Below are 22640 nucleotides of genomic sequence, written 5' to 3'. Positions count from 1 at the left end.
TTTTTATCCGAATTTTATCTTCTTTAAATAATCTCTGCAGGGTTTTTCTATCAATTGATAAAAAATGCCTGAAATAATTATTAAAACAGGAATATAGATCCAAAAGATGATACTTCTATCATAGATTCTGAAATAATCCCACAAAAACGACCTTAAAATAAACAGAACAGGAATGTGAACAATGTAGATGGCATAGCTGATTTCTCCCATATATTCCAAAGGCTTTATAGACATTATTCTGGTTAAAAAACCATTGTTCAGAGAGATTAAAACAATCAGCGGAACAAAAAACACAGCCATTAATCCATCATGATAATATAGAGGTACAAACAGCAGGGAAAATAATATTAAACTGAAAACCAGAAATATCGCCCAGTCATAGTTTTTCTGTTTAAAATTTTTAACAAAAAATATTCCTGCGAGATTTCCGATTAAAAATTCGTTAATATGCAATAACGGAAAGTAAGAAATAAAATCGTGACTTTTGGAAAATCTTCCTTCATACAATCCGGAAAACATGAAGTAGTTGCAAAAAACCTGAGTGGCAATCCAGATGAGAACAGCAGTAATCCAGATGAATTTATAATTTTTTGAGTAAATATAATTATACAAAAAAGGAAAAATCAGATAAAAGAAAAACTCTACAGAAATCGACCATCCCGGAAAATTCAAAATTAAAGCTTTGCCGGGAAGCCAGCTCTGAACACCAGACAAATATGCAATAATCGGGAAAAAAGCAGTTTCCTGAGATCGTGTAAATAAATATAGAATAAGTCCGATTACATACAGCGGATAAATTCTTGCGACCCTGTTTCGGTAAAAATCAATGTAATTTATTTTTTTTTTGGAATGATACGCAACAATCATTATAAACCCCGAAAGAATAAAAAAATAACTTACTCCAATATTCGCCTTAGCAAAAATCTCCGAAATATATTTTATTTTATAGACAAAAGAACCTTCACCATAATGGAAAATCACAATTGCTAGGGCAGCAAGAAATCTTGTAAATGTAATCTGACTAATTTTCACGAATCAAAAATACACTTAAAAGTTTTTATTTAACAAAAACACCAATGTATTTTCCTTCGTACTCTACTACTGTAGTTTCGATATTGTTTTTTTCGCAGAAATCCTGATAGGCAGAATTGTCTCCGATATCATCACTAATGAAAACTCCACCTTTTCTCAAATGCAGGTAAAGCTCGTTGTAAGCCCAGAATCTCCCATTATAACTTTTATCAGAATCATAATGCACAACATCGAAAGAGGCATTATCGGTAAATATTTTAGGAAGAGATTCTCTATCCGCAAAACGGTATAATTTCCAGTTGGAGGTAAGACTTTCAGGTACAATACATCCTACATACTGATCGCCATCCTGCGCCAGATAAGGCATATCCGAACTGTATAATGTTCCGTTTCTCTTAGTTAAGGAAAGTAATGCTGCCAAAGAAGACCATCCATACGCAACGCCGGTTTCCACTGCATTTTTAGCATGGGTAAACTCGCAGGAATAATAAATCAGTTCTAAAGCTCCCGCTCCTCCCATTTTAATCGGACATTCATTCTGTCTTCTTTCAGAATCTTTTAAAATTTCAGCGAAATCTTTCTGAAAAGGATCAATTTCGATCCCGAAAAGCTGAGAAACCGCCTGCTTTTGAGAAACCGCTCTGGATGCAGCCCAGGAATTTGTTTTTTCTTTTCCTTTAAAAGCATTTCCCCGGTTTACGGTATTTTTTACAATTTTACGTCCTAATTCAGGGTAAAGATCGGGTCTTTTAAGATAGGCTATAAACGTTTTGAGAACTCTGGATATTTCGCTCACTGTGTTAAATTTAAGCCACAAAAATAAAGATTTTTCTGTTATCTTTAGGATATAATTATCTTTGTAAAAATTTATTAACACAATAAGATGAAGTTTTCTGTTCTGATTGCCAATTACAACAATGGAAAATTCTTTAAAGAATGCTATGATTCTATTATAGCACAAGATTATAAAAACTGGGAAGCGATTATTCTGGATGATGCTTCTACAGACGATTCCGTGGAGGTAATTAAAAAATTAACCGGCAGTGATGAACGTTTTAAAATTTACAGAAATGAAGAAAACAGCGGTGTAGGAATCACAAAAAGCAAACTGATTGAACTGGCGGAAGGTGATATTTGCGGCTTTGTAGATCCTGATGACGCTATTACACCGAATGCGCTCTCTTCAAGCATAAAAATTTTTCAAAAGCAACGAAATGTTGTCCTTACTTACAGCAAATTTGCAAAATGTGATGAAAATCTGAAAATTCTGGAGGTTCCTAAAATCGCTCAGCAGGTTATTAATAACAGTCCGTTTTTTTTCAACTGCCCTGTAAATATTGTGCATTTCGTGTGTTTCAGAAAGAGCATTTATAATCAGACGGAAAAAATGAACACGGAAATGAAGATTGCTGAAGATCAGGATTTATATTTAAAAATGTATGAAAAAGGTAAGGTAAAATTTATTAACGAGGTAAATTATCTTTACAGGCTTCATTCCGGAGGTATTTCTCAAAATGACAACCGCCCCAAATCAAGGGAATATTTTGCCAAAGTCATTTTCAATACCATGAAACGCAGAAAATTATCTTCCATAAACGGAAAGACAATCCCGAAAGAGTACAACAGTTCTCAGGAAATCTACAGACTTTTAGAATATCAGAATTCCATTGCATTTAAAATTAAAAAGAAACTGATCATACTTGCTCAACAAATCTTTAGTTAATGACGAAAAATAATAAAATAAAAGTGCTTTTCAGGCATCGTTCTATGGAAATGGGCGGTGTGGAAAAAGTAGTTTTAAGTATGTTGAATCATCTTAACAAAGATACATTCGACATGACGATCTGTTTAAATATGAATCAGGGAGAGCTGAGAAACGAAATTCCCACTCATGTAAGAAAAATTTATCTTACAGAAGGCAGAGAAGATCTTTCAAAAAATCCGCTTATCCAAAAACTACAGTTAGCAAAAAGAAAATTAAGACTTCAGAATGCTTTGAGAAATCCTTCCATCGCTCAGAAAATTCTTAATGATGAATATGATGTAGAAATAGCTCCTACTTACGCTGCTTTTTCTGCGGTTCTCCATTCTGTTAATAAAAAATCAAAGAAAATAGGCTGGTTTCACTCCGATATTACTTTGCCGAAACTTCAGCCTTTGGTTCCTGAAATTTTAAAGCAGATTCCTCAATTTGACTATTTTATTTTCGGATCTCAGCAAACGAAGGATATTTTAATTGAAACCTATCCTGATCTTAAAATTCCCGAAAATCAGGTTATCTTAAATGCGATTCCTATTGATGAATTAAAACAGAAAGCTTTAGCTTTTAAACCTGACTTACCAAACAAACCTGTTTTCGTTTCTGTTGCGAGACTTCACAGCCGAAAAGGTTTTCATAAACTCATGGAAGCGCACGCAAGATTACTGAAAGATGGTTTTGATCATCATATTATCGTGATCGGTGACGGCGAGGAAATGAACAATTTAAAGAAGCAGACAGAAGATCTTGGTGTGACGGAAAGCTTCAAATTATTAGGTTCTTCCATGAATCCTTATCCTCATGTAAAAAATGCAGATTTTTTCATCCTTCCATCCGAATCTGAAAGCTGGCCTCTGATTATTGCCGACAGTCTGATCCTTCAAAAACCAATTATTTCAACCAACGTAGGAGGAATTCCTGAAATGATAGAACACGGAAAGACAGGCTATCTCATCAATTATGAAACGGAAGAGATGTATGAATCGATGAAAAAATTTCTTACAGAACCCGAATTAATTGCCGAAATCAAGAAAAATCTCATCAATATTGAAGAACAGTTTGATAATCAGAAGATTTTTAATGCTGTAGAAAATATCATTATTAATTTAGCAAAAAAAGAACAATGATTTTCCTTTACCGTCTTATTCTGAAAATTCATACCACCTATCAAAAGATCATTCAGAAGATTTATATTAAAATTTCTGTTGCGAGAGGACTGAAGGTGGGGAAAGATGTAATTTTTGTTGAAGCTCCTGATTTTGGTTCAGAACCTTTTTTAATTGAAATCGGCGACAGGACAAAAATTACGGCAGGCTGCAAATTCATCAACCATGATGGTGCAATGTACGTCATCCGAAGCATGGAGAAGTATGAAGATGCAAGAAATTTCGGAAGGATAAAACTCGGAAAGAACTGTTTTGTAGGAAACAACTGCATCTTTCTTCCCGGATCACAGATGGGAGACAATTGTATTTTGGGAGCCGGTTCCGTACTCAATTCAAGTATGCCCGACAATTCTGTTTATGCCGGAACTCCGGCAAAATTTATTTGTACGGTGGAACAATATGGAGATAAAGCACTGGAAAACAATGTAATGTACCCGAGAGAACTGGAGCCTGAAAGAGCAAAACTTGAAGCTTACATTAAAGAAAACATTCCTCATGTTTACAAACCTGTAAAGAAATAAATGGCTGAAAAAAAGAAAATTCTTATCCGTATAGGCTCTCTGCGTCATGGCGGAGCAGAAAAAGTTCTGGTGACTTTTTTGAAAAATCTGCCTTCCGATAAGTATGAGATTGATTTGCTGCTGAATCTGAATTCAGGAAAATATCTGCCTGAAGTTCCCGGTTGGATCAATATTCTGCATCTTCATCAAGGCGAAATGATTACCACCAACCGTCCTCATGAAATCCCCAGAAAAGCAGCGCGGGTAATCCATGAAAAGATCCTTAAAAAATTTCCGAATCTTCTTTATAAGAGTAAATTAAAGAATAAGCAGTACGACATAGAGTTTGCTGCCATTCATGGGATGCGGGATGAAATTTTAGGATCTCCTTTAAAAAGTTCAAAAAAAATTGTCTGGATTCACAATGATCTTTCACAGGTGAAAGGCTATACCGATGATGAGATCCGTAAGTTTTTTGGGTTTGACAAAATTATGGTGATTTCTGAAAAGATAGAGCAGCTTTTCCAAAGTCTGGCAAAAAATGAAACTGAAAAACAAAAAATTGTAAAAATCTACAATCCTTTAGACACCGAAGAGTTTCTTGCCAAAGCAGACCTTCCAGTTATAAACTATCAGTTTGATCAGAATGTTCCTACCTTTATTTCAGTCGGAACTGTTTTTCCACAAAAAGGATTCGACAGGTTATTGAAAGTTCATAAAAAACTTTTGGATGAAGGTTTTCAGCACAAAGTTTTAATCGTCGGCGACGGATATGATTTTGAAAACATTAAAAAATTAAAATCTGAGCTTGGTGTTGATCAAACAGCAACCATGTTAGGATTTACAGACAATCCTTATCCTTATTTTAAAAATGCTGATTTTTATATTTTAAGCTCAAGATACGAAGGCTTTCCGACTGTTCTTTTTGAAGCCATTACCCTGAAAAAGAAAATTATTTCTACTGACGTTTCCGGAGCCAATGAAATGTTAAACGATGGTGAATTGGGTCTCATTGTGGAAAATTCTGAAGAAGGAATTTATAACGGAATGATGAAAGCATTATCTGAACCTGAGTTTTTCAACAAATATTCGGAAAGACTTATGAATTATGAAATGCCTTTTAATCTGAAAAATTCCGTAAGCAAAATTGTTTCTATTGTGGATGAATTGTAACTGATTAAAAATTTAAACCTGTAGAATTATTACATTTGTGGTATGGCAGAAAACTATTCCATTCTTCAGAAAGATTTTTACCGGGAAAGCGGAAAATGGCTTTCTCCATTTCAAATCTGGGCAAAATGCATCAATCCGAACCTTCATTTTATTTATGTTTTAAGAAAGAGCCAGCAATATCTAAAAACGCCGTTGCTGAATATTTTCTGGAAACTCGTTTTAAGACATTATCAGATTAAGTACGGCTTCCAGATCTATCCCGAAACAGAAATCGGGGAAGGTTTTTATCTTGGACATTGGGGAAGTCTTGTGATCAATCCCAATGCTAAAATCGGAAAAAACTGCAATATTGCACAAGGCGTAACCATCGGACAGCAGAATCGCGGAAAAAATCAGGGATTTCCAGCCATTGGAGATGAAGTATGGATTGGAACCAATGCCGTTATCGTGGGAGGAATTACCATCGGAAACAATGTTCTTATCGCGCCAAATGCCTACGTAAATTTTGATGTACCTGAAAATTCTGTCGTGATGGGTAATCCGGCAAAAATTTATGAATCCGAAAACGCAACTGAAGGGTATATTAATAATAAGATCTGATAAATAAAAATATTTTAGCTATCATCATCAAATTGTTTGTAATTTTATCATAGAATCATCAAACCATATAAAAAAACATAATTTTATGACCTCTTTTATGATTTTAAGCATATTTTAATATTAAACTTTGTTAAAAGTATTTAGAATCTGGTCAAAAATTATATTTTTGTATCATTATCGATTTGGTCTATTGATTTTGAAAATAATTTAAACCAAATAAATAATTAATCCTTTAAAAAGCTCTTATGTCACAGTCGTACAAAGCTATTTTTGAAAACAACAGAAAATGGGTAGAGTCTAAAATCGCGGAAAACCCGGAGTTTTTTCATGATCTTGCCAAAACCCAGCATCCGGATTATCTTTACATCGGATGTTCAGACAGCCGCGCGACTGCAGAAGAACTGATGGGAGCCAAACCGGGAGAAGTTTTTGTCCACAGAAATATTGCCAATGTGGTGAATACTCTGGATATGAGTTCTACAGCCGTTATTCAGTATGCCGTGGAACACCTTAAAGTAAAAGACATTATTGTTTGCGGACATTACAACTGCGGAGGTGTAAAAGCAGCGATGACTTCTCAGGATTTAGGATTGCTGAATCCGTGGTTAAGAACCATCCGTGATGTATACAGATTGCATCAGGCTGAACTGGATTCTATTACAGACGAAGACAAACGCTACGACAGACTGGTAGAACTTAACGTACAGGAACAGTGCATTAACGTTATCAAAATGGCGTGTGTACAGGAAAGATATATTTTAGAGGAATATCCCGTAGTTCACGGTTGGGTTTTCGATCTGAGAACCGGAAAAATCATCGATCTGGAGATCGATTTTGAGAAAATATTAAAAGATATCCAGAAAATTTATAACCTTACCAGCTCAGACTGGGTAATGAGCAGAAAGACCAAATAATTTTTATATAAAGAATGTAAAATGAAACTCTGGAGTATTATTACATTACTGTTTTTTCTCAACTTTACGGCTTTACCGAGTATTGCCGCAGTTTTCAGTTGGGATCTTACAAGAACCAATGTAGTAATTAATGAAGAAGAGCCACATTCCCACCCCTCAACTTTTATAGTTTACGAAAAAACACTTCCTAAAACTCTGGATGTTTTCGATTATCTGAAGTTTTATGAACCCTCACTGGAAGACAGATCGTTTGTACTGATAGACGATTCTTTTCATCTGTCTCCATTGCTTACCATATTTTCTCCGCCTCCGGAAGCGTAATTTTTACCGTTAGATTTTTTTGATAGCTATTCTTTGTCATACCATTGATATTGAATAAACACGTGCTTTAAAAATTACATTTTCCAAACTTTACAACGGTCTGTTCATAAAAACAGATCACTATTCACAGCATTTTCATCATGAAAAAAACATCATTAATCGGAGGAATTAAGGAGAATTTCCCTTCAGGACTCGTGGTATTTTTAGTAGCGCTTCCTTTATGTTTAGGGATCGCATTGGCTTCTGGAGCCCCGCCTTTGTCCGGAATCATCGCCGGAATCGTAGGAGGTCTTGTTATAGGATCCATCAGTAATTCCAATATTTCCGTTTCAGGTCCTGCAGCGGGATTAACAGCAATTGTTTTAACTGCCATTACAGATCTTGGCGCATTCGAACTTTTCCTTTGTGCCGGAATTATTGCAGGATTGCTTCAATTGATTTTAGGATTTATAAGAGCCGGAAGTATTTCCAATTATTTTCCTAATAACGTTATCGAAGGAATGCTTGCTGCAATCGGGATCATCATTATTCTAAAACAGATTCCCCACGCTTTGGGATTTGATAAGGATTATGAAGGACATGAATCTATATTCGACAATGGTCTAAATTTCGGATATTTTACAGAATTATTCGGAGCGATTCAGCCGGGTGCTATTATCATCACTTTAATTTCGGTAGCGATTCTGATTACCTGGGACAGAGTTCCGGCTCTTAAAAGAATTAAAATGCTTCCCGGAGCTTTGGTTGCCGTTGTAACAGGAATTATCCTGAACCAGATCTTTAAAATGACAGGAAGTTCATTAGAAATCCAGACCCAGCATTTGGTTTCCTTACCGGTCCCCCAGTCTTTTGATGATTTTAAAAATCTTGTGACGATGCCGGATTTTAACGGATTCACCAATCCGAAAGTGTGGATTGCAGGAGCAACAATCGCTATTGTAGCCTCTATTGAAACCCTGCTTTGTATTGAAGCTTCCGACAGACTGGATGTACAGAGAAGAATTACCGACACCAATCTGGAATTAAAAGCTCAGGGAATCGGAAATTTAATAAGTTCGTTTATCGGCGGACTTCCGATGACTTCTGTGGTGGTAAGAAGTTCGGCAAATGCCAATTCGGGAGCGACTTCAAAATTATCGACCATTATTCATGGAATTTTATTGCTGATCTGCGTTCTGTCGATTCCTGTGGTTTTAAATTTAATTCCACTGGCGACTTTGGCAGCAGTATTAATTATGGTAGGTTATAAACTGGCAAAACCTGCTACGTTTAAACATTTCTGGCATTTAGGAAAGTTTCAGTTCATTCCTTTCATTGCAACGGTGGTGGCTGTTGTGGCAACCGATTTATTAAAAGGCGTTGGAATAGGTCTTGCTATTTCAGTATTCTATATTCTTCAGGGAAATATGAAGAGAGCTTATTATTTAAGCCGTGAAAAGCTGGATGATGCAGATGAAATAAAAATGAAACTGGCGGAAGAAGTTTCTTTCCTAAATAAAGCGGCTATCAAAAAAACATTGAAAAACATTCAACCGAATTCTAAAGTAATTATTGATGCAAGAGAAACGTCCTACATCGCAACCGACGTTTTGGAAATGATTCAGGATTTTGCCAATATCCGTGCAAAAGAAGAAGACATTACGGTTGAATTGTTAGGATTTAAAACGTCTTACAGAGATTATGAAAGAGACGAAGAATCTCACATTTTAGTTACGCATAAAAGAGCAATGTAAGCTCAAAATAATAAATTTTATACTTTTAAAAAATTCAATTTAATAAAAATTATATGAAAGCACATACATCCGAAACGCAATCGACGATTACTCCTGAAAAAGCATTAAACTTTTTAAAGGAAGGAAACCAGAGATTTGTAAATAACTTAAAGGCTAACAGAGATCTTCTGGAGCAGGTAAACGCAACCCGTGAAGGACAATGGCCTTTTGCGGTAGTATTAAGCTGTATCGACAGCCGTACTTCTGCAGAGCTTATCTTCGATCAGGGATTGGGAGATATTTTCAGCATCAGAATTGCGGGAAATTTCGTTAATCAGGATATTTTAGGATCTATGGAATTCGGTTGTAACGTTGCAGGTTCAAAGCTTGTCGTAGTATTGGGACACACAAAATGCGGCGCTTTAAAAGGCGGTCTTGATGCAGCAAAAATCGAAGGTTTGGGAATGGATAACCTCAACCATCTGATCAATCATTTCAACCCGATTATCAACGATATTATTGAAGAAGGAGAAGAGCGCTCTTCTGCCAATGCAGATCTTTTGGAAAGACTGAATCAGCATAACGTAATTAATGCGATTGATGATATCCGTAAGCAAAGTTCTACCCTTAGAAAACTTGAAGAAGAAGGAAAAATTAAGATCGTAGGAGCCAATTATGATGTAGAAACAGGCGTTGTAACCTGGTTAGCATAAGAAATGTTATAGTTTAGATAAATTGATTGGAAATTAGCTTTAAGAGTACAATCGCAAAGACCATCGGATTTCGGTGGTCTTTTGTTTTTTATTTGAACAGTTATTTTTTAAAAATAGTCAAAGAAAATAGCCTGTAAAATCTTACTTTTGATTATTAAATTTTATTCTTTTCATGAAAATACTGATGAAAATATTCTGGGGAACCTGTATTTTGTTTTTTATTACAGATCTTCATGCTCAAAAAGCGGTTTCGGATACTTTAGGATATGCCAAAAAATTTGAAACCAATAAGCAAAAATACATTGGAAAGCCTTTTTCTTTATTGCTGAAAGACATGAAGCAGCTTCAGTTTAAGAAAGCAAAATCCGACATTAAAGAAGATCAGGAAAATGCTCTTCCGAGTACAATTTTCAGGTTTTCAGATAAAGAGCTAAATTCTCCAAATGAAGTAAGTTTTGTGATTAAATGGAAAGCCGACACGGCTCCTGTAACTCCGATAGAATTTTTTGAGCAGGAACATAATTATCGTTTTACGCTTAATGAAAGAAACTTCTTCGAAAAGAAAATCATAAAAGATATTGTGGTGTACAAGTAACAAAAAACCTCCATTTCCAGAGGTTTTTGACATATTATTTTAGGAGAATTATTTTCCGTTGAATGCAGACATCGTATTGTTGATTCCTGCGAATACAAATGACAGACACGCTTTGGAGAATTTTTCAATTCTTTCCGGAAGTTTTTCATTTTCTTCTTCATTCCAGGTTCCCAAAACATAATCTACCTGTCTTCCTTCCGAGAAATCGGCAGAAATTCCAAAACGCAGACGGGCATAATTCTGTGTCTGCAATACTTCGTTGATGTTTTTCAAGCCGTTGTGTCCTGCATCCGAGCCTTTACCCTTCAGTCTTAAGGTTCCGAAAGGCAAAGCCAGATCGTCTGTTACGATAAGAACATTTTCCAGAGGAATGTTTTCTTTCTGCATCCAGTAACGAACTGCGTTTCCGGAAAGATTCATGTAAGTATCCGGTTTTAGGACCAAGACCCTTCTTCCCTTGTATTTTCCATCTGCCATCCAGCCGAAATTGGTGGTATTGAAAGAAACTTCCATGGTTTCTGCTAATTTGTCCGCAACTTTAAAACCTATATTGTGACGTGTATTTTCGTATTCTGCGCCTTTATTTCCAAGACCGACTATTAAATATTTCATTGAGAAATTTTTTGCAAAATTAAAGGATTTCAAATAAAAAAACCCAACCTTCATGAAGATTGAGTTTTTTATTATTTTAATTGTAACTTTTTACAATGGTTTGTAGATGTAATTTACACCATATCCTTTCTGCATATAAGTCTGTGCATCGTAGTTGTAATTCGTGGAGAATACAACCGGTGTAGGAATTGGTGTTCCTAAATCCGTAACGGAATATCTCTGAGGGCTGTTTGGTGATAAAATCCAGCTTTTTACATCATTCGCTTCCGTGGATAACAGTCTTGAAATTTTGTACGCATTCGGAATTAAAGTAAACGGATTGATTTTCGTATCATAGTTTGTAAACTCATATCCTAGCTTAGTTGTCGGAGATCCAAACGAACCAGTTGAACCCATTGGCCCGTAATTTCTTGTTACTTTAGAAACATTATCTCCTGCATATTCATATTTTGTTTTTGAATAAGAGGTATATACAAATGGAGTTCCTGAAGCTTCAGGTCCGTTTCTCATGATAATTGAATCCAGTTTAGCCGTTGCCGCAGCATACTTTAAGGTATAAAGTGTCTTTGTCTTTTTATAAAGCGTCTGTGGTCCTGGTACTAAAGGAGTATATGGAGCTGTAGTACTTCTCTTGAAGAAAGATCTATTTTCTGAAATGGTTTCTATTCTTCCTGTACTTCCATAAGTAAATTGCTGTGTAAAGATAACACTGTCTTTATCTAATTTTCCGTTTCCGTTAAGATCCAAAAATCCTTTGAAATCTATTCTGCTTACTTTGTCTCCGCTCCATGCTAAATCTGTAGTAGAGTTCATACTGTCTGTTACTACTTTCGATAACTGCAGACCATTGTAATAGTAGGTTGCTAAAGTATCTGAGTCTGTGATCTCTCTGTATAAAGCTCTCGGACCATTCAGTCTTGTATTGTCATTAATATCCACCAGAGGATTTCCGTCTTCATCCAATAAATCTTTACAAGAATGAATTGTAGAAATACCTACCAATAGTAAAACAAAATAAAAAAGTCGTTTCATTCCAATAGGGGATTATTTATTTTTTCACAAATATAATTTTTTTTTGAATAAAAATCACGTTTTTATTCATATTATCATAAAACTATTAAAAGATAATTCTTCTTATAACGGTTTATAGATGTATTTAATTGTCTGACTCTGATCTGAAACCGGATAATTCTGTGAATCATACAGATACCCTTTAGGATAAGAAATGGCAGCTCCTGCAGGATTTTGTATCGTAACTTTCCCTACATTGTTGGAAGACAGCATATAAGCGTTAAGCTGCGTCATAGTGGAAGATACCATAAAATATTCCTTCGGAAGCGTAGTGTAAGGGTTCACTTTAGTATCGTAATTTTCATACAGGTAAGAAGTGGTAGATGCTGTGGAAGCTGTAGGAGTTCCTCCGCTCATCAACATCGTGGTGTAATCTGCTTTTACGATATTATTTGCCGAAAAGGTAAATTTAAGTTCCGTATAATGAGTATAGGAAGTACTTCCTGCCATTTTTTTCTTCTCAACAATCCTGTACAGTGCTCCGTTCGCATCATAATATACTGTAAAATCACTGTGATTGGCCACTCCCATAACGGTCTGATCCATTGTAAAAGCGGATAATTTTCCGCTTGTATACGTAAGTGCATATGTATTATCCGTAACGTGCGGAGTTACATTATCCTGAATTTTTATCTGAGAAATAGTGGTTCCTGAATAGGTTACGGTAGAAGTAAGCGTATTGCTGGATCCGGCATCCCTGATAAAAACCTGAGAAAGTGCGCCTCCAGTAGTTACATATTCCTCCAGATCTTTTGTCCCATTGTTTACTTTAGATAAAATTCTGGGTCCTGTAATCGTAGTACCGGATGTTGTATTCTTGTTCTGATTCGGTGGATCTTCCGTTGTATTGTCACAAGAAACTACAAAACCAAGGGCAATTGCAGCAAAAGTGGACAGGATGTAATTTTTGGTCATATTATTAATTTTTAATGCCGTCAAATATAATTTATTTTCTCCTATCAGAGCCTTAAAATCATTAAATAAATATCACTTTAAAATAAAAAAATCTAAAAACTTTCGCTTTTAGATTCTAATTTATGAAAAATAATCTGTTTTTAATAAGGCTGCAAAACAGACGTTGTTAAAACAGACTGAGACATATCGGAATTCAGAAAGTTGGTATTCACTGCTGTTCCTATTCCCAGAGTTCCGCTGTTCAGATTCCTTTTTGTACAGGCAACCTTCACTTTATAATTGTTTTTCGGAGTTACATTCGTAAGCGTTGCGTTCATGTTATAGATTTTATAAGAACCGTCAGTCCCGATCAAAACATCGGTTCTTACAGCTTTTAAAACATCATCTACAAAAATTCCGCAGGCAAATCCTGAAGAAGAATTCGAATTATTGGTTTTTTGTGCCGTAGTCTGAAACGTGAAAACTACTTTATTGGTTGTATTGGTTACCGAATACGTATCCTGAGTCCCTGTAAGTACCACCCAGTTAGAATTAATTGCTGAATTTTCCGCATAAGGAGAAGTAGAACCATTAGCACCGCTAAAAGTAGCTCCTGTCTGATCCGAAACGGTATTCATGGAAAATAAAGCCATACTCCCTTGTCCGTCTGCAATTTTTATGCTCTTCCAGTCATTTACCCCAAGTTCAGAATTATTATGAAACATTGTTCCGGCTACTCCAGCAGAACCTTTTACAGTGTTTGTTCCGCCCATTCTCATCTCTCTGTTGACGTTCAGATCCCCGTTGATATCAAGCAAACCTACAGGAGTTGTGGTCTTTATACCGACTTGAGCATAATATCCTATTGAGAATGCAGAAAATATTACTAAAGCTATTTTTTTCATGATTTAGTTTAAAATTGAATTAAATACTTGTGGTATTTCATAAACATCTACCTTAAGCGAAGACTGGGTAATAAAGCTGTCAATATTGCTCGCTACGTTAATTCCAATACCTAAATTTGCCGAAGTGTTATAAGATTTTAATCTGGAACACGCCACACTTACCGTATGCTGTCCTTTTGAAAGATTCTGTACCATCCCGATCTGGTTATGGGTAATAAATGTGCTGGATGCGCTACTTGCCTTCAGATTTCTCTGTCTGAGATTAACCAGTTTATCGTCTACAAAAATTCCGCAGGCATAATCTATGGAAATATCCGGAGAAGTATTTGCCGGAAAATCTGCCTGAACCACCGTTTCAAACTGGAAATATGTTTTACTCTCTGTACTGTATACAAAGAATGGCTGCGATAAAGAAGCTATTTTTTTAAACTGATTAAGACTGTTGTAATTTGTATCTTTTACAAGAGTCGTAGATCTGCTTGCACCGTTGCTAGATTCTTCTGTACTGGAAAATGTAACCCCTGTCTTATCTGAAAAGGAATTATTAAAAATTAAATAAAATTTATTCGGTTCATATTCCGGAATACGGAGTGATTTCCATATTGGAGGATTTCCTGCTCCCTGAGAAACCAATATCTGATCGTTATTTCCCTGAGAAATACTGTTATCTGTAGGATTGAAAACAGACAATTTATCTCTGAGATTAACATCTCCATTTACATCAAGGGTAGATTTTGGAGTCGGAGTTTTGATACCAATTTGCGCAGAAGATAGAATTCCTGCAGAAATACAGAAAATTAAAAATATTTTTTTCATTGGTGAGATTAGTTACTTTTATACGTTACATATTCAATAATATCCACTTTAAAATCGGATTCAAGATTGAATGCGTTGGAAATTGAATTTGAATTCGAGATATTTTTTCCGATGGTAAACTGAGTATTGACATCTGAAGATTCAATTTTTCTGCAGGCAACCTCAATTTTCTGTGTACCTACAGGAACATTCTGCTCCGTATAGTTCAGCGTGAAGATATAATCCTGAAAACCTCCTTTCTCGGTATTGTTGTTGGAAGTAATTTTATCCGGACGTACCGCAACCAGCTTATTGTTTCGGAATATACCGCAGGCAAAAGTAACACTCTGAGAAGTCGTAGCAGCCGGAGCCTTCATTTCAATTCCTGTCTGGAACTGATACGTGAGCCTGTTTCTTCCGTTTTTAATGGTGAAATTATTCTCAAGACCGGCAATTTTTACCCACTTCCCGTTCGCAACATCTGTAATGTCGTTTCCGACAGAATTTTTATAAATTCCGTCTGCAGCAACACCATTAGAAAGCGTACTGATTCCCACCTGATCGGAAGATAAATACGAGTTGATGAGTTTATACTGACCTTCTTCCATAAAGGTAACATTGATCGATCTCCAGTTTGGTGCAAGACCTTCACCCTGAGAAACCAGGACCTGTCCGTTCAAACCGGGATTACCCAGCGTAGTAGAAGTACCTCCTACTCTTAATTCTTTTCTTAAGGTGGTTTTCCCGTTTACATCGAGAACAGCATTGGGGGTACTTGTACCAATTCCCACCTGAGCGTAAGCCGTAACAGAAAATAACAATCCGGCTACACAGCTATATATAGTTTTTTTCATAATAAGGGACTGCAAAGATAAATAAAAAACAACACAGAAAGTAGAGTTGAAAAATGTAAGCCGATAGAAATTAACTAATTACGACATAGTGAGCATTCAATAAAAAGTAGAATTATTACTACTAACAACTGTTAGGATTGGCATTATTTTGAATAAAACATTATATTAATGTCTCTAACTGAGGAATTAGATAGGCTGATTTTTATGAAAATCTCAGTATTTCAAAAAAAATATATCTCATTAATATAAAAACAGTTACATAAACCGGAAAAACAATTACCAATTAAAAAATTTATCTACAAACAGTGATAAATAGAAGGGTTTATAAATTTTTAAGACTAAAATAAATCCCTTTTTTAATCCAATTTTTTCGATCAGTAAGAAAAACAAAAACACGACAAAAATCATGTCATCCGGTATATTTTTTAATCTTTTTTTAATGTTAAGTTTCTTTAACATTGCCATTGTAAAGCACTGTCTGTCAGTTATCTTTCAGAATAACGGATAAAAAATGCCGCATTGTACAACAACACGGCAAAATATATCAGGTAATGCGATCAATTACACTTCACTCTTCAGAATTGTTTTCAGAAGATCATTTACCTCATCCACATTCCCTACTTTATCCTTTCTCATCATCAGCTGATTGCCTTCCTTTCCAGTCTTTTCCTTAAGCTGTGCTTCCTTAGGATTTTTCGTTAAATAATTAATGATGGTTCTAAATTTATTGGTCTGATAAAACTTATCCTGAGGATTTCCCGGAAAATATCCAAGAAACACACCGTTTTTCATGACAATCTTTTCAAAACCTATATCTGCAGCAAGCCATTTTAAGCTTACACTTTTTAATAGATTTACAGCTTCTTTCGGCAGTTCCCCAAAGCGGTCGATCAGTTCAGATTCAAACTTCGTCAGACTTTCTTCGCTATCAATTTCCGCAAGTTTCTGGTAAAGCAGTAATCTTTCTTCAGTATTTGAAATGTACCAGTCCGGCAACATCAGCTCCAGATCGGTATCAATATTAACGTCTTTTGTAGTTTTAAACAATTTGTTCCTTTCTTCTTCATTTTCGAAAAGATTTTCAAATTCCTCATCGTCTTTCAGCTCTTCCAAAGCTTCCTGCATCAGTTTTTGGTAAGTTTCAAACCCCATTTCATTAATAAACCCACTCTGTTCCGCTCCCAGTAAATCTCCTGCTCCACGAATTTCAAGATCTTTCATCGCAATCTGAAAACCGCTTCCCAGATCCGAAAACTGTTCAATGGCTTCCAGACGTTTTCTGGCATCGGAAGTCATCATATCATAAGGCGGCGTAATAAGATAACAGAATGCTTTTCTGTTGCTTCGCCCGACACGCCCTCTCATCTGGTGAAGATCTGCCATCCCGAAACGCTGTGCATCATTAATAAATATGGTGTTCGCATTCGGAACATCTACTCCACTTTCCACAATGGTTGTAGAAACCAGAACATCATATTTTCCTTCCATAAAATCCAGAACGTTCTTCTCCAACTGTTTTCCTTCCATCTGTCCGTGTCCCGTAATCACTCTCGCATCAGGAACCAGCCTTTGAATCAGTCCTGCAATATCTTTCAGGTTTTCAATCCTGTTGTTGATGAAATAAACCTGCCCGTCACGCTGAAGTTCATAAGAAACGGCATCACGAAGAATCTCTTCACTAAAGCCAATCAAATGTGTTTCAACAGGCTGTCTGTTTGGCGGAGGGGTTTTAATAACGGATAAATCTCTTGCCGCCATCAAAGAAAACTGAAGGGTTCTTGGAATTGGCGTTGCCGTTAATGTTAAAGTATCAACATCAGCTTTTAAAGTTTTAAGCTTATCTTTTACGGAAACTCCGAACTTATGCTCTTCATCAATAATCAGCAATCCCAAATCTTTAAACTTTACAGAGCTGCTTGCCAACTGATGCGTTCCTATAATAATGTCTACTTTCCCATCTTTTAAAGCTGCAAGGGTTTCAGATTTCTGTTTTGCTGTTCTGAAACGGTTCACATACGCCACATTAACCGGAAAATCTTTCAGTCGTTCCTTAAAACTTCTGTAATGCTGAAACGCCAGAATCGTGGTGGGGACCAAAACAGCAACCTGCTTTCCGTCTGTCGCCGCTTTGAACGCGGCACGAATCGCAACTTCCGTTTTACCGAAACCTACGTCTCCACAAACGAGACGATCCATCACCGTATCTGCTTCCATGTCCTTTTTAACATCGATGGTGGCTTTTTCCTGATCCGGAGTATCTTCGTAAAGGAAACTTGCTTCAAGCTCATTCTGCAAATAAGAATCGGGAGTGTACGCAAAACCTTTTGCCGATTTTCTTTGAGCGTATAATTTTATTAAATCAAAAGCCAATTGTTTTACCCTTGCTTTTGTTTTCTGCTTTAAAGATTTCCACGTTGGCGATCCGAGTTTACTCAGTACAATTTCTCTTCCTTCCGGACCGTTGTATTTCGAAATTTTATGTAGAGAATGAATGCTTACATATAATAAGTCTCCGTTTTTATACGTCAGTTTAAAACATTCCTGAATTTTTCCGTCGTTATTCACCTTTACCAGTCCCATGAATTTTCCGATTCCGTGGTCGATGTGAGCGATATAATCGCCAATTTTCAACGACATCAAATCTTTCAGGGTAAGCTGCTCCGACTTGGCAAATGTATTTTTTGCTTTGTATCTCTGGTAACGGTCGAAAATCTGGTGATCGGTGTAGACCAGAATTTTATGATCGTTATCCACAAAACCTTCATGAAGTTCAGATTTAAAACTTTTGAACGGAAGCTGGTGTTCTAGCTCTTCAAAAATAGATTCCAGCCTTTCCTTCTGTTTTTCGGTGGAGAATGAAATCCATGTTTCAAAACCTGCATTCTGCTTCTCCTCGATATCTTCAATCAGTAATTCAAAATTTTTATGAAAAGATGGCTGCGAAGTCTGGTCAATTTTTATTTCGGATAATTCAATCAGTCCTTCAATAGGAACGCTTCCAAAATCTACGGTTCTGAATTTTTTATAATCAAAAAGAAATTCCTGATCTGAAATAAACAGCTCCTGCGGAGATCTGTGCGCAATATCTTTTCTTAATGTTTCATATTTTTCCAATGATTTTTCGTAGAAAGCTTTCAACCTTTGCATTCCCACAATTCCGTTCTTGGAAATTACAAAACTTTCTTTCGGCAACAGTTGCAACAAAGAAACCCTACTTCCCGTTACCGTAAAATTCATATTGGAAACCAACTGAAATTCTTTTACCTTATCAATCGAAAGCTGGGTTTCTATATCAAAGGTTTTAATACTTTCCACTTCATTCCCGAAAAATGTGATCCTGTATGGTTTTTCATTCGAGAACGAGAAAACATCCACAATTCCCCCTCTTACAGAAAATTCTCCTGGCTCTGAAACAAAATCCGCCTGTTGGAAATGGTAATGATTAAGCAACTCATCCACAAAATCAAAATCCAGCTGATCGCCTACTTTTATATGATGCGAAATCGCCTTAAAATCTTCCTTTTTTAAAACCTTTTCAGACAGCGCTCCTGCATACGCAACGATAACGCGAGGAGATTTTCCGGATGTAACTTTATTAATAACTTCGGTTCTCAGGACAAGATTGGCATTCTGCGTTTTTTCAACCTGATACGGCTCCAGATGAGTCGCGGGAAAATAAAGCACTTTTTCTTTTCCCAGCAGATCTTCCATTTCCGTATTGGCATACAATGCATCTTCCTTATCATCAAGAATATAAAGAATGGTTTTCTTCTGCGTAAGAAACAGCTCGGCAACAAAAATAGAAACCGAAGATCCTGCGTTTCCTTTTACAGAAATATGTTGATTATTTTCCAGTTGAAAGAAAATCTCTTTTCCGAATTCTTTCAGAAGCAGTTCGGGAAGAAATTTTTCGTTGATGGTTTTTAATTGCATAGATAATTTGGTCTAAACGACAAAAGCGATTTCGGGAGTTTTCCGAAACCGTTTAAGCCTTACAAAGATAAGGATAAATATTTTTCTTTTAAGATGCTGAATAAAGTTTTACAGGCACACATTTTCCTTAAAATCGCTGTAACTCTTAATTTTTTGCTAATTTTTCAAATATAAAGTTAAAAAATTTTTATACCTACCACATGGCACTGCGTTTGAATGTGTCCTTCTACAACCACTAAAGAAATATTATTATGAAAAAAGCAATCAGAATTTTAGGAGCATTCCTATTACTATTCTTTGTAGTCACGGCAGTATCATGCAGCGATGATGATGATCCGGCTAACAACGACTTCTTCGCAGGAACCTATAAAGGCAGCGTCGGTTATAACGACAGCGACAACAACATCAGCTCCAATGACGGAAGTGTATTTGTAACAAAAATTGCAAGCGGTACAAAGTACAACTTTGCCTTCTCAAACGGAATTCCGGATCTTAACGGAGTAGAATTTAACAAACAGGGGGACAACACTCTGGTTATGGTAGGATCTACCGCAACATCGTATATCAGAATTGATAATAACGATCTGAAAATCTTATACATAAAAGATGGAAAAACCTGGACAGCCAACTGTACCCGATAAACCAACTTTTCATACATATGTTAGAACCTGCTTTTTCTTCGGAGAAAGCAGGTTTTTTTATGGCAGCGGAAGTAAACCCGGATTATTGAAATCAAACTCAATATATTTATCTGTATTTTTGATGATCATTTTTGCAGAACCTTCAGGTTTGATGATTGAATCTCCGATGTTTATATAGTGATCCCAACTGTCAGAAATCATAATACTGTCTTTTTCATAAACAATGGAATGAATTCCGTGATTACTGTAATTAACAGACTTCCTTAAAACAACAGATTTTATCCCTGTTCTTTCAATTTTTTCTTCATAGGTTTCATCTTTATACAGAGGTTTATAAAAGATCATTAGTCCGATAATGACAATCACGATCAGAGTATTTTGCGTGTTCCTGTTCATCATATCAAATGTACCATTTAATCTTTTTTTAAGCTGTAATAAACTTTAGTTAAGTTTAAAAAAATAGATTTTTCAGTTAGATTTTTCTCTACCTTTGATTCAACAAAACAAACAAATTCTCTATGAAAAAATTTTTAACCGCAATGTCTATTGTTCTAGGACTTGGACTTGCTTCCGCTCAACAGACGGCTCCGGCTGCTGCCACAAAAACTCAGACGGTAAAAACAGTAAAACCGGCTAAAACGGCTCCGGCTGCTACCGTAAAACCTGCAACAGCACCAACCGCAGCAAAAATGAAAAAAGACGGAACTCCGGACAAAAGATACAAGGAAAACAAAAAACTGAAAAAGGACGGTACTCCTGATAAAAGATACAAAGAAAACAAGTAAACTCAACATTATTAGTTGTTATTTTCATAATCAAATTTCGAAGAACCGATGCACACTCATTCATCGGTTTTTTTGTGTCTTATTTTCTGAAAATGATCGCCAGTTGTTCAGTTATTTATAAATTTGAACCATGGTAAACTTCCTAAAGAAATATGCAGCTTTGATCTGGGCGAAAAACCACGTCCGGAAAGCAGAAGAGTTCAAAAAAAATGCGGAAAGCGATCAGGAAAAGCTTCTTTTATCCTTAACGGAAACGGCAAAAAAAACGCTTTTCGGAAGAGAGCACGATTTTGAAAACATCAAAACGGTAAAGGATTTTCAGGAACGTGTAAAAGTTTCGGATTATGAGGATCTTAAACCTTACATCGAAAGGGTAAAAAAAGGACAGGCAAATATTCTCTGGACCGATACTCCCGAATATTTTGCCAAAACTTCAGGAACCACTTCAGGATCTAAATACATCCCGATTTCTAAAGAAGGAATGCCTTTTCAGGTAAAAGGAGCCCAAAGTGCACTCTTTCATTATATAGCAAAAAAAAACAACGCCGATTTTGTACAGGGAAAAATGATCTTTTTACAGGGAAGTCCTGAACTGGAAGAAGTGTACGGAATAAAAACCGGAAGACTTTCCGGAATTGTAGCCCATCATATTCCCGATTATTTGCAGAAAAACAGACTTCCAAGCTGGGAAACCAACATCATTGAAGACTGGGAAACCAAAGTGGATAAAATCGTAGAGGAAACGGAAAAAGAAAATATGACGCTGATTTCCGGAATTCCACCCTGGCTGATCATGTATTTTGAAAAGCTGATTGAAAAACACGGCAAAAAAATAAAACAGATTTTCCCTAATCTTCAGTTGATTGTTACGGGGGGCGTTAATTACGAACCCTACCGCGACAAAATGGAAGAACTTTTAGGAGGAAAAGTGGATATTGTACAGACATTTCCGGCTTCGGAAGGTTTTTTTGCGTTTCAGGATGATTATACGAAGGAAGGCTTATTGCTTTTAACCAATCATGGAATTTTCTATGAATTTATTCCTCTGGAAGAATACGGGCGCATCGCCCCCGATCAACATAGCACAAAAAGACTGACCTTAAAGGATGTTGAACTGAATAAAGATTATGCTTTAATTTTAACAACAAATTCAGGACTTTGGGCGTATTCCATTGGAGATGTCGTGAGATTTATAGATAAAAATCCGCACAGAATTCTCGTGAGCGGAAGAACGAAACATTTTACCTCTGCTTTTGGAGAACACGTGATTGCCTTTGAAGTGGAGGAAGCCATGAAAGCCACGCTGGAAAAATATCCTGCACAGATTACAGAGTTTCATCTTGCACCACAGGTAAATCCCGATGAAGAACTTCCCTATCATGAGTGGTTTATTGAATTTGAAAAAGAACCGGAAAATCTGGATTTGTTTAAAAGTGAGCTTGATGAACAGCTCAGAAAGCGCAATAGCTATTATGATGATTTAATTTCGGGAAATATTCTGCAGAAACTTCACCTCACAGCTCTGAAGAAAAATGCATTCCACGAATATGCAAAGTCTCAGGGAAAACTGGGCGGACAAAACAAAACGCCAAGACTTGCGAATGACAGAAAAATCGCCGATTTATTAGAAATTTATAAACTTTAAGCACATTTTTTTGATTCCGG

General features: G+C 36.1%; 23 protein-coding genes. 13 read left to right on the top strand and 10 right to left on the bottom strand.

Features of this window, described 5'->3' with window-relative positions; translation table 11 throughout:
* Positions 1-3 precede the first annotated feature (3 nt).
* Together BW951_RS08300 and BW951_RS08295 are read right to left on the bottom strand one after the other, a co-directional pair.
* Positions 4-1032: an acyltransferase family protein gene (locus BW951_RS08300; RefSeq protein WP_076391705.1), complete on the bottom strand. Its 1029-nt coding sequence runs from the start codon at positions 1030-1032 to the stop codon at positions 4-6.
* A 25-nt stretch (positions 1033-1057) separates the two neighbouring features.
* Entirely contained in the window at positions 1058-1828 is a 771-nt protein-coding gene (locus BW951_RS08295; RefSeq protein ID WP_076391981.1) for a class I SAM-dependent methyltransferase, read from the bottom strand.
* An 87-nt stretch (positions 1829-1915) separates the two neighbouring features.
* Between BW951_RS08295 and BW951_RS08290 the strand changes: the two genes are divergently transcribed.
* From BW951_RS08290 to BW951_RS08245, 10 genes are all read left to right on the top strand, one after another.
* On the top strand, positions 1916-2755 hold the full coding sequence (locus BW951_RS08290; RefSeq protein ID WP_076391703.1) for a glycosyltransferase family 2 protein: 840 nt from the start codon (positions 1916-1918) through the stop codon (positions 2753-2755).
* Positions 2755-3918, top strand: a complete 1164-nt coding sequence (locus BW951_RS08285; RefSeq protein ID WP_076391701.1) for a glycosyltransferase — start codon at positions 2755-2757, stop codon at positions 3916-3918. The genes BW951_RS08290 and BW951_RS08285 overlap by 1 nt, the downstream gene beginning before the upstream one ends.
* The gene (locus BW951_RS08280) at positions 3915-4478 is read left to right on the top strand and encodes an acyltransferase (protein WP_076391699.1); all 564 of its coding nucleotides are present in this window, start codon (positions 3915-3917) and stop codon (positions 4476-4478) included. The genes BW951_RS08285 and BW951_RS08280 overlap by 4 nt, the downstream gene beginning before the upstream one ends.
* A complete protein-coding gene (locus tag BW951_RS08275) occupies positions 4479-5630 on the top strand; it encodes a glycosyltransferase (protein WP_076391697.1) in 1152 nt (383 codons plus the stop codon). It begins immediately after the preceding gene.
* Positions 5631-5672: 42 nt separating this feature from the next.
* Positions 5673-6230, top strand: coding sequence for a serine acetyltransferase (locus tag BW951_RS08270; protein ID WP_076391695.1), 558 nt, complete (start codon positions 5673-5675; stop codon positions 6228-6230).
* Positions 6231-6475: 245 nt separating this feature from the next.
* Positions 6476-7144 carry a carbonic anhydrase gene (locus tag BW951_RS08265; protein WP_076391693.1) on the top strand — a complete coding sequence of 223 codons (669 nt, stop codon included), beginning with the start codon at positions 6476-6478 and terminating at the stop codon, positions 7142-7144.
* 21 nt (positions 7145-7165) lie between these two features.
* The gene (locus tag BW951_RS08260) at positions 7166-7465 is read left to right on the top strand and encodes a hypothetical protein (protein WP_076391691.1); all 300 of its coding nucleotides are present in this window, start codon (positions 7166-7168) and stop codon (positions 7463-7465) included.
* Between the two features lie 140 nt (positions 7466-7605).
* Positions 7606-9198: a SulP family inorganic anion transporter gene (locus tag BW951_RS08255; protein ID WP_076391689.1), complete on the top strand. Its 1593-nt coding sequence runs from the start codon at positions 7606-7608 to the stop codon at positions 9196-9198.
* 53 nt (positions 9199-9251) lie between these two features.
* Entirely contained in the window at positions 9252-9890 is a 639-nt protein-coding gene (locus BW951_RS08250; protein ID WP_076391687.1) for a carbonic anhydrase family protein, read from the top strand.
* A 172-nt stretch (positions 9891-10062) separates the two neighbouring features.
* Positions 10063-10485, top strand: coding sequence for a hypothetical protein (locus BW951_RS08245; protein ID WP_076391685.1), 423 nt, complete (start codon positions 10063-10065; stop codon positions 10483-10485).
* Between the two features lie 48 nt (positions 10486-10533).
* Here BW951_RS08245 and pth read toward each other — a convergent pair whose 3' ends face one another.
* The 7 genes from pth to mfd form a co-directional block, all read right to left on the bottom strand.
* Positions 10534-11097, bottom strand: a complete 564-nt coding sequence (gene pth / locus BW951_RS08240) for an aminoacyl-tRNA hydrolase (protein WP_076391683.1) — start codon at positions 11095-11097, stop codon at positions 10534-10536.
* Between the two features lie 90 nt (positions 11098-11187).
* Positions 11188-12129 carry a hypothetical protein gene (locus tag BW951_RS08235; RefSeq protein WP_076391681.1) on the bottom strand — a complete coding sequence of 314 codons (942 nt, stop codon included), beginning with the start codon at positions 12127-12129 and terminating at the stop codon, positions 11188-11190.
* 102 nt (positions 12130-12231) lie between these two features.
* Positions 12232-13083, bottom strand: a complete 852-nt coding sequence (locus BW951_RS08230) for a hypothetical protein (RefSeq protein WP_076391679.1) — start codon at positions 13081-13083, stop codon at positions 12232-12234.
* Between the two features lie 140 nt (positions 13084-13223).
* Positions 13224-13967: a hypothetical protein gene (locus BW951_RS08225; protein ID WP_076391677.1), complete on the bottom strand. Its 744-nt coding sequence runs from the start codon at positions 13965-13967 to the stop codon at positions 13224-13226.
* 3 nt (positions 13968-13970) lie between these two features.
* Positions 13971-14783 (bottom strand): hypothetical protein, encoded by an 813-nt coding sequence (locus BW951_RS08220; RefSeq protein ID WP_076391675.1) that lies wholly within the window; start codon positions 14781-14783, stop codon positions 13971-13973.
* A gap of 8 nt (positions 14784-14791) precedes the next feature.
* On the bottom strand, positions 14792-15616 hold the full coding sequence (locus BW951_RS08215; protein ID WP_076391673.1) for a hypothetical protein: 825 nt from the start codon (positions 15614-15616) through the stop codon (positions 14792-14794).
* A gap of 561 nt (positions 15617-16177) precedes the next feature.
* Positions 16178-19549, bottom strand: a complete 3372-nt coding sequence (gene mfd, locus BW951_RS08205) for a transcription-repair coupling factor (protein ID WP_076391669.1) — start codon at positions 19547-19549, stop codon at positions 16178-16180.
* 251 nt (positions 19550-19800) lie between these two features.
* On the opposite strand from mfd, the gene BW951_RS08200 reads away from it, so the two are divergent.
* Positions 19801-20190: a hypothetical protein gene (locus BW951_RS08200; RefSeq protein WP_076391667.1), complete on the top strand. Its 390-nt coding sequence runs from the start codon at positions 19801-19803 to the stop codon at positions 20188-20190.
* A gap of 57 nt (positions 20191-20247) precedes the next feature.
* Here the strand turns inward: BW951_RS08200 and BW951_RS08195 are convergent, their stop codons facing one another.
* Complete coding sequence (locus BW951_RS08195) at positions 20248-20589, bottom strand: hypothetical protein (RefSeq protein ID WP_139326130.1); 342 nt, start codon at positions 20587-20589, stop codon at positions 20248-20250.
* 119 nt (positions 20590-20708) lie between these two features.
* Between BW951_RS08195 and BW951_RS08190 the strand changes: the two genes are divergently transcribed.
* Positions 20709-20975, top strand: coding sequence for a hypothetical protein (locus BW951_RS08190; protein WP_076391663.1), 267 nt, complete (start codon positions 20709-20711; stop codon positions 20973-20975).
* Positions 20976-21105: 130 nt separating this feature from the next.
* On the top strand, positions 21106-22620 hold the full coding sequence (locus BW951_RS08185; protein WP_076391661.1) for a GH3 auxin-responsive promoter family protein: 1515 nt from the start codon (positions 21106-21108) through the stop codon (positions 22618-22620).
* Positions 22621-22640 lie beyond the last annotated feature (20 nt).

Origin of the sequence: Chryseobacterium gambrini, from assembly GCF_900156825.1 — a bacterium.
In the GTDB taxonomy this organism is placed as follows: domain Bacteria; phylum Bacteroidota; class Bacteroidia; order Flavobacteriales; family Weeksellaceae; genus Chryseobacterium; species Chryseobacterium gambrini.
Note: the sequence above shows the minus strand (reverse complement) of the source record. Positions and strands in the feature narration are given on the sequence as shown.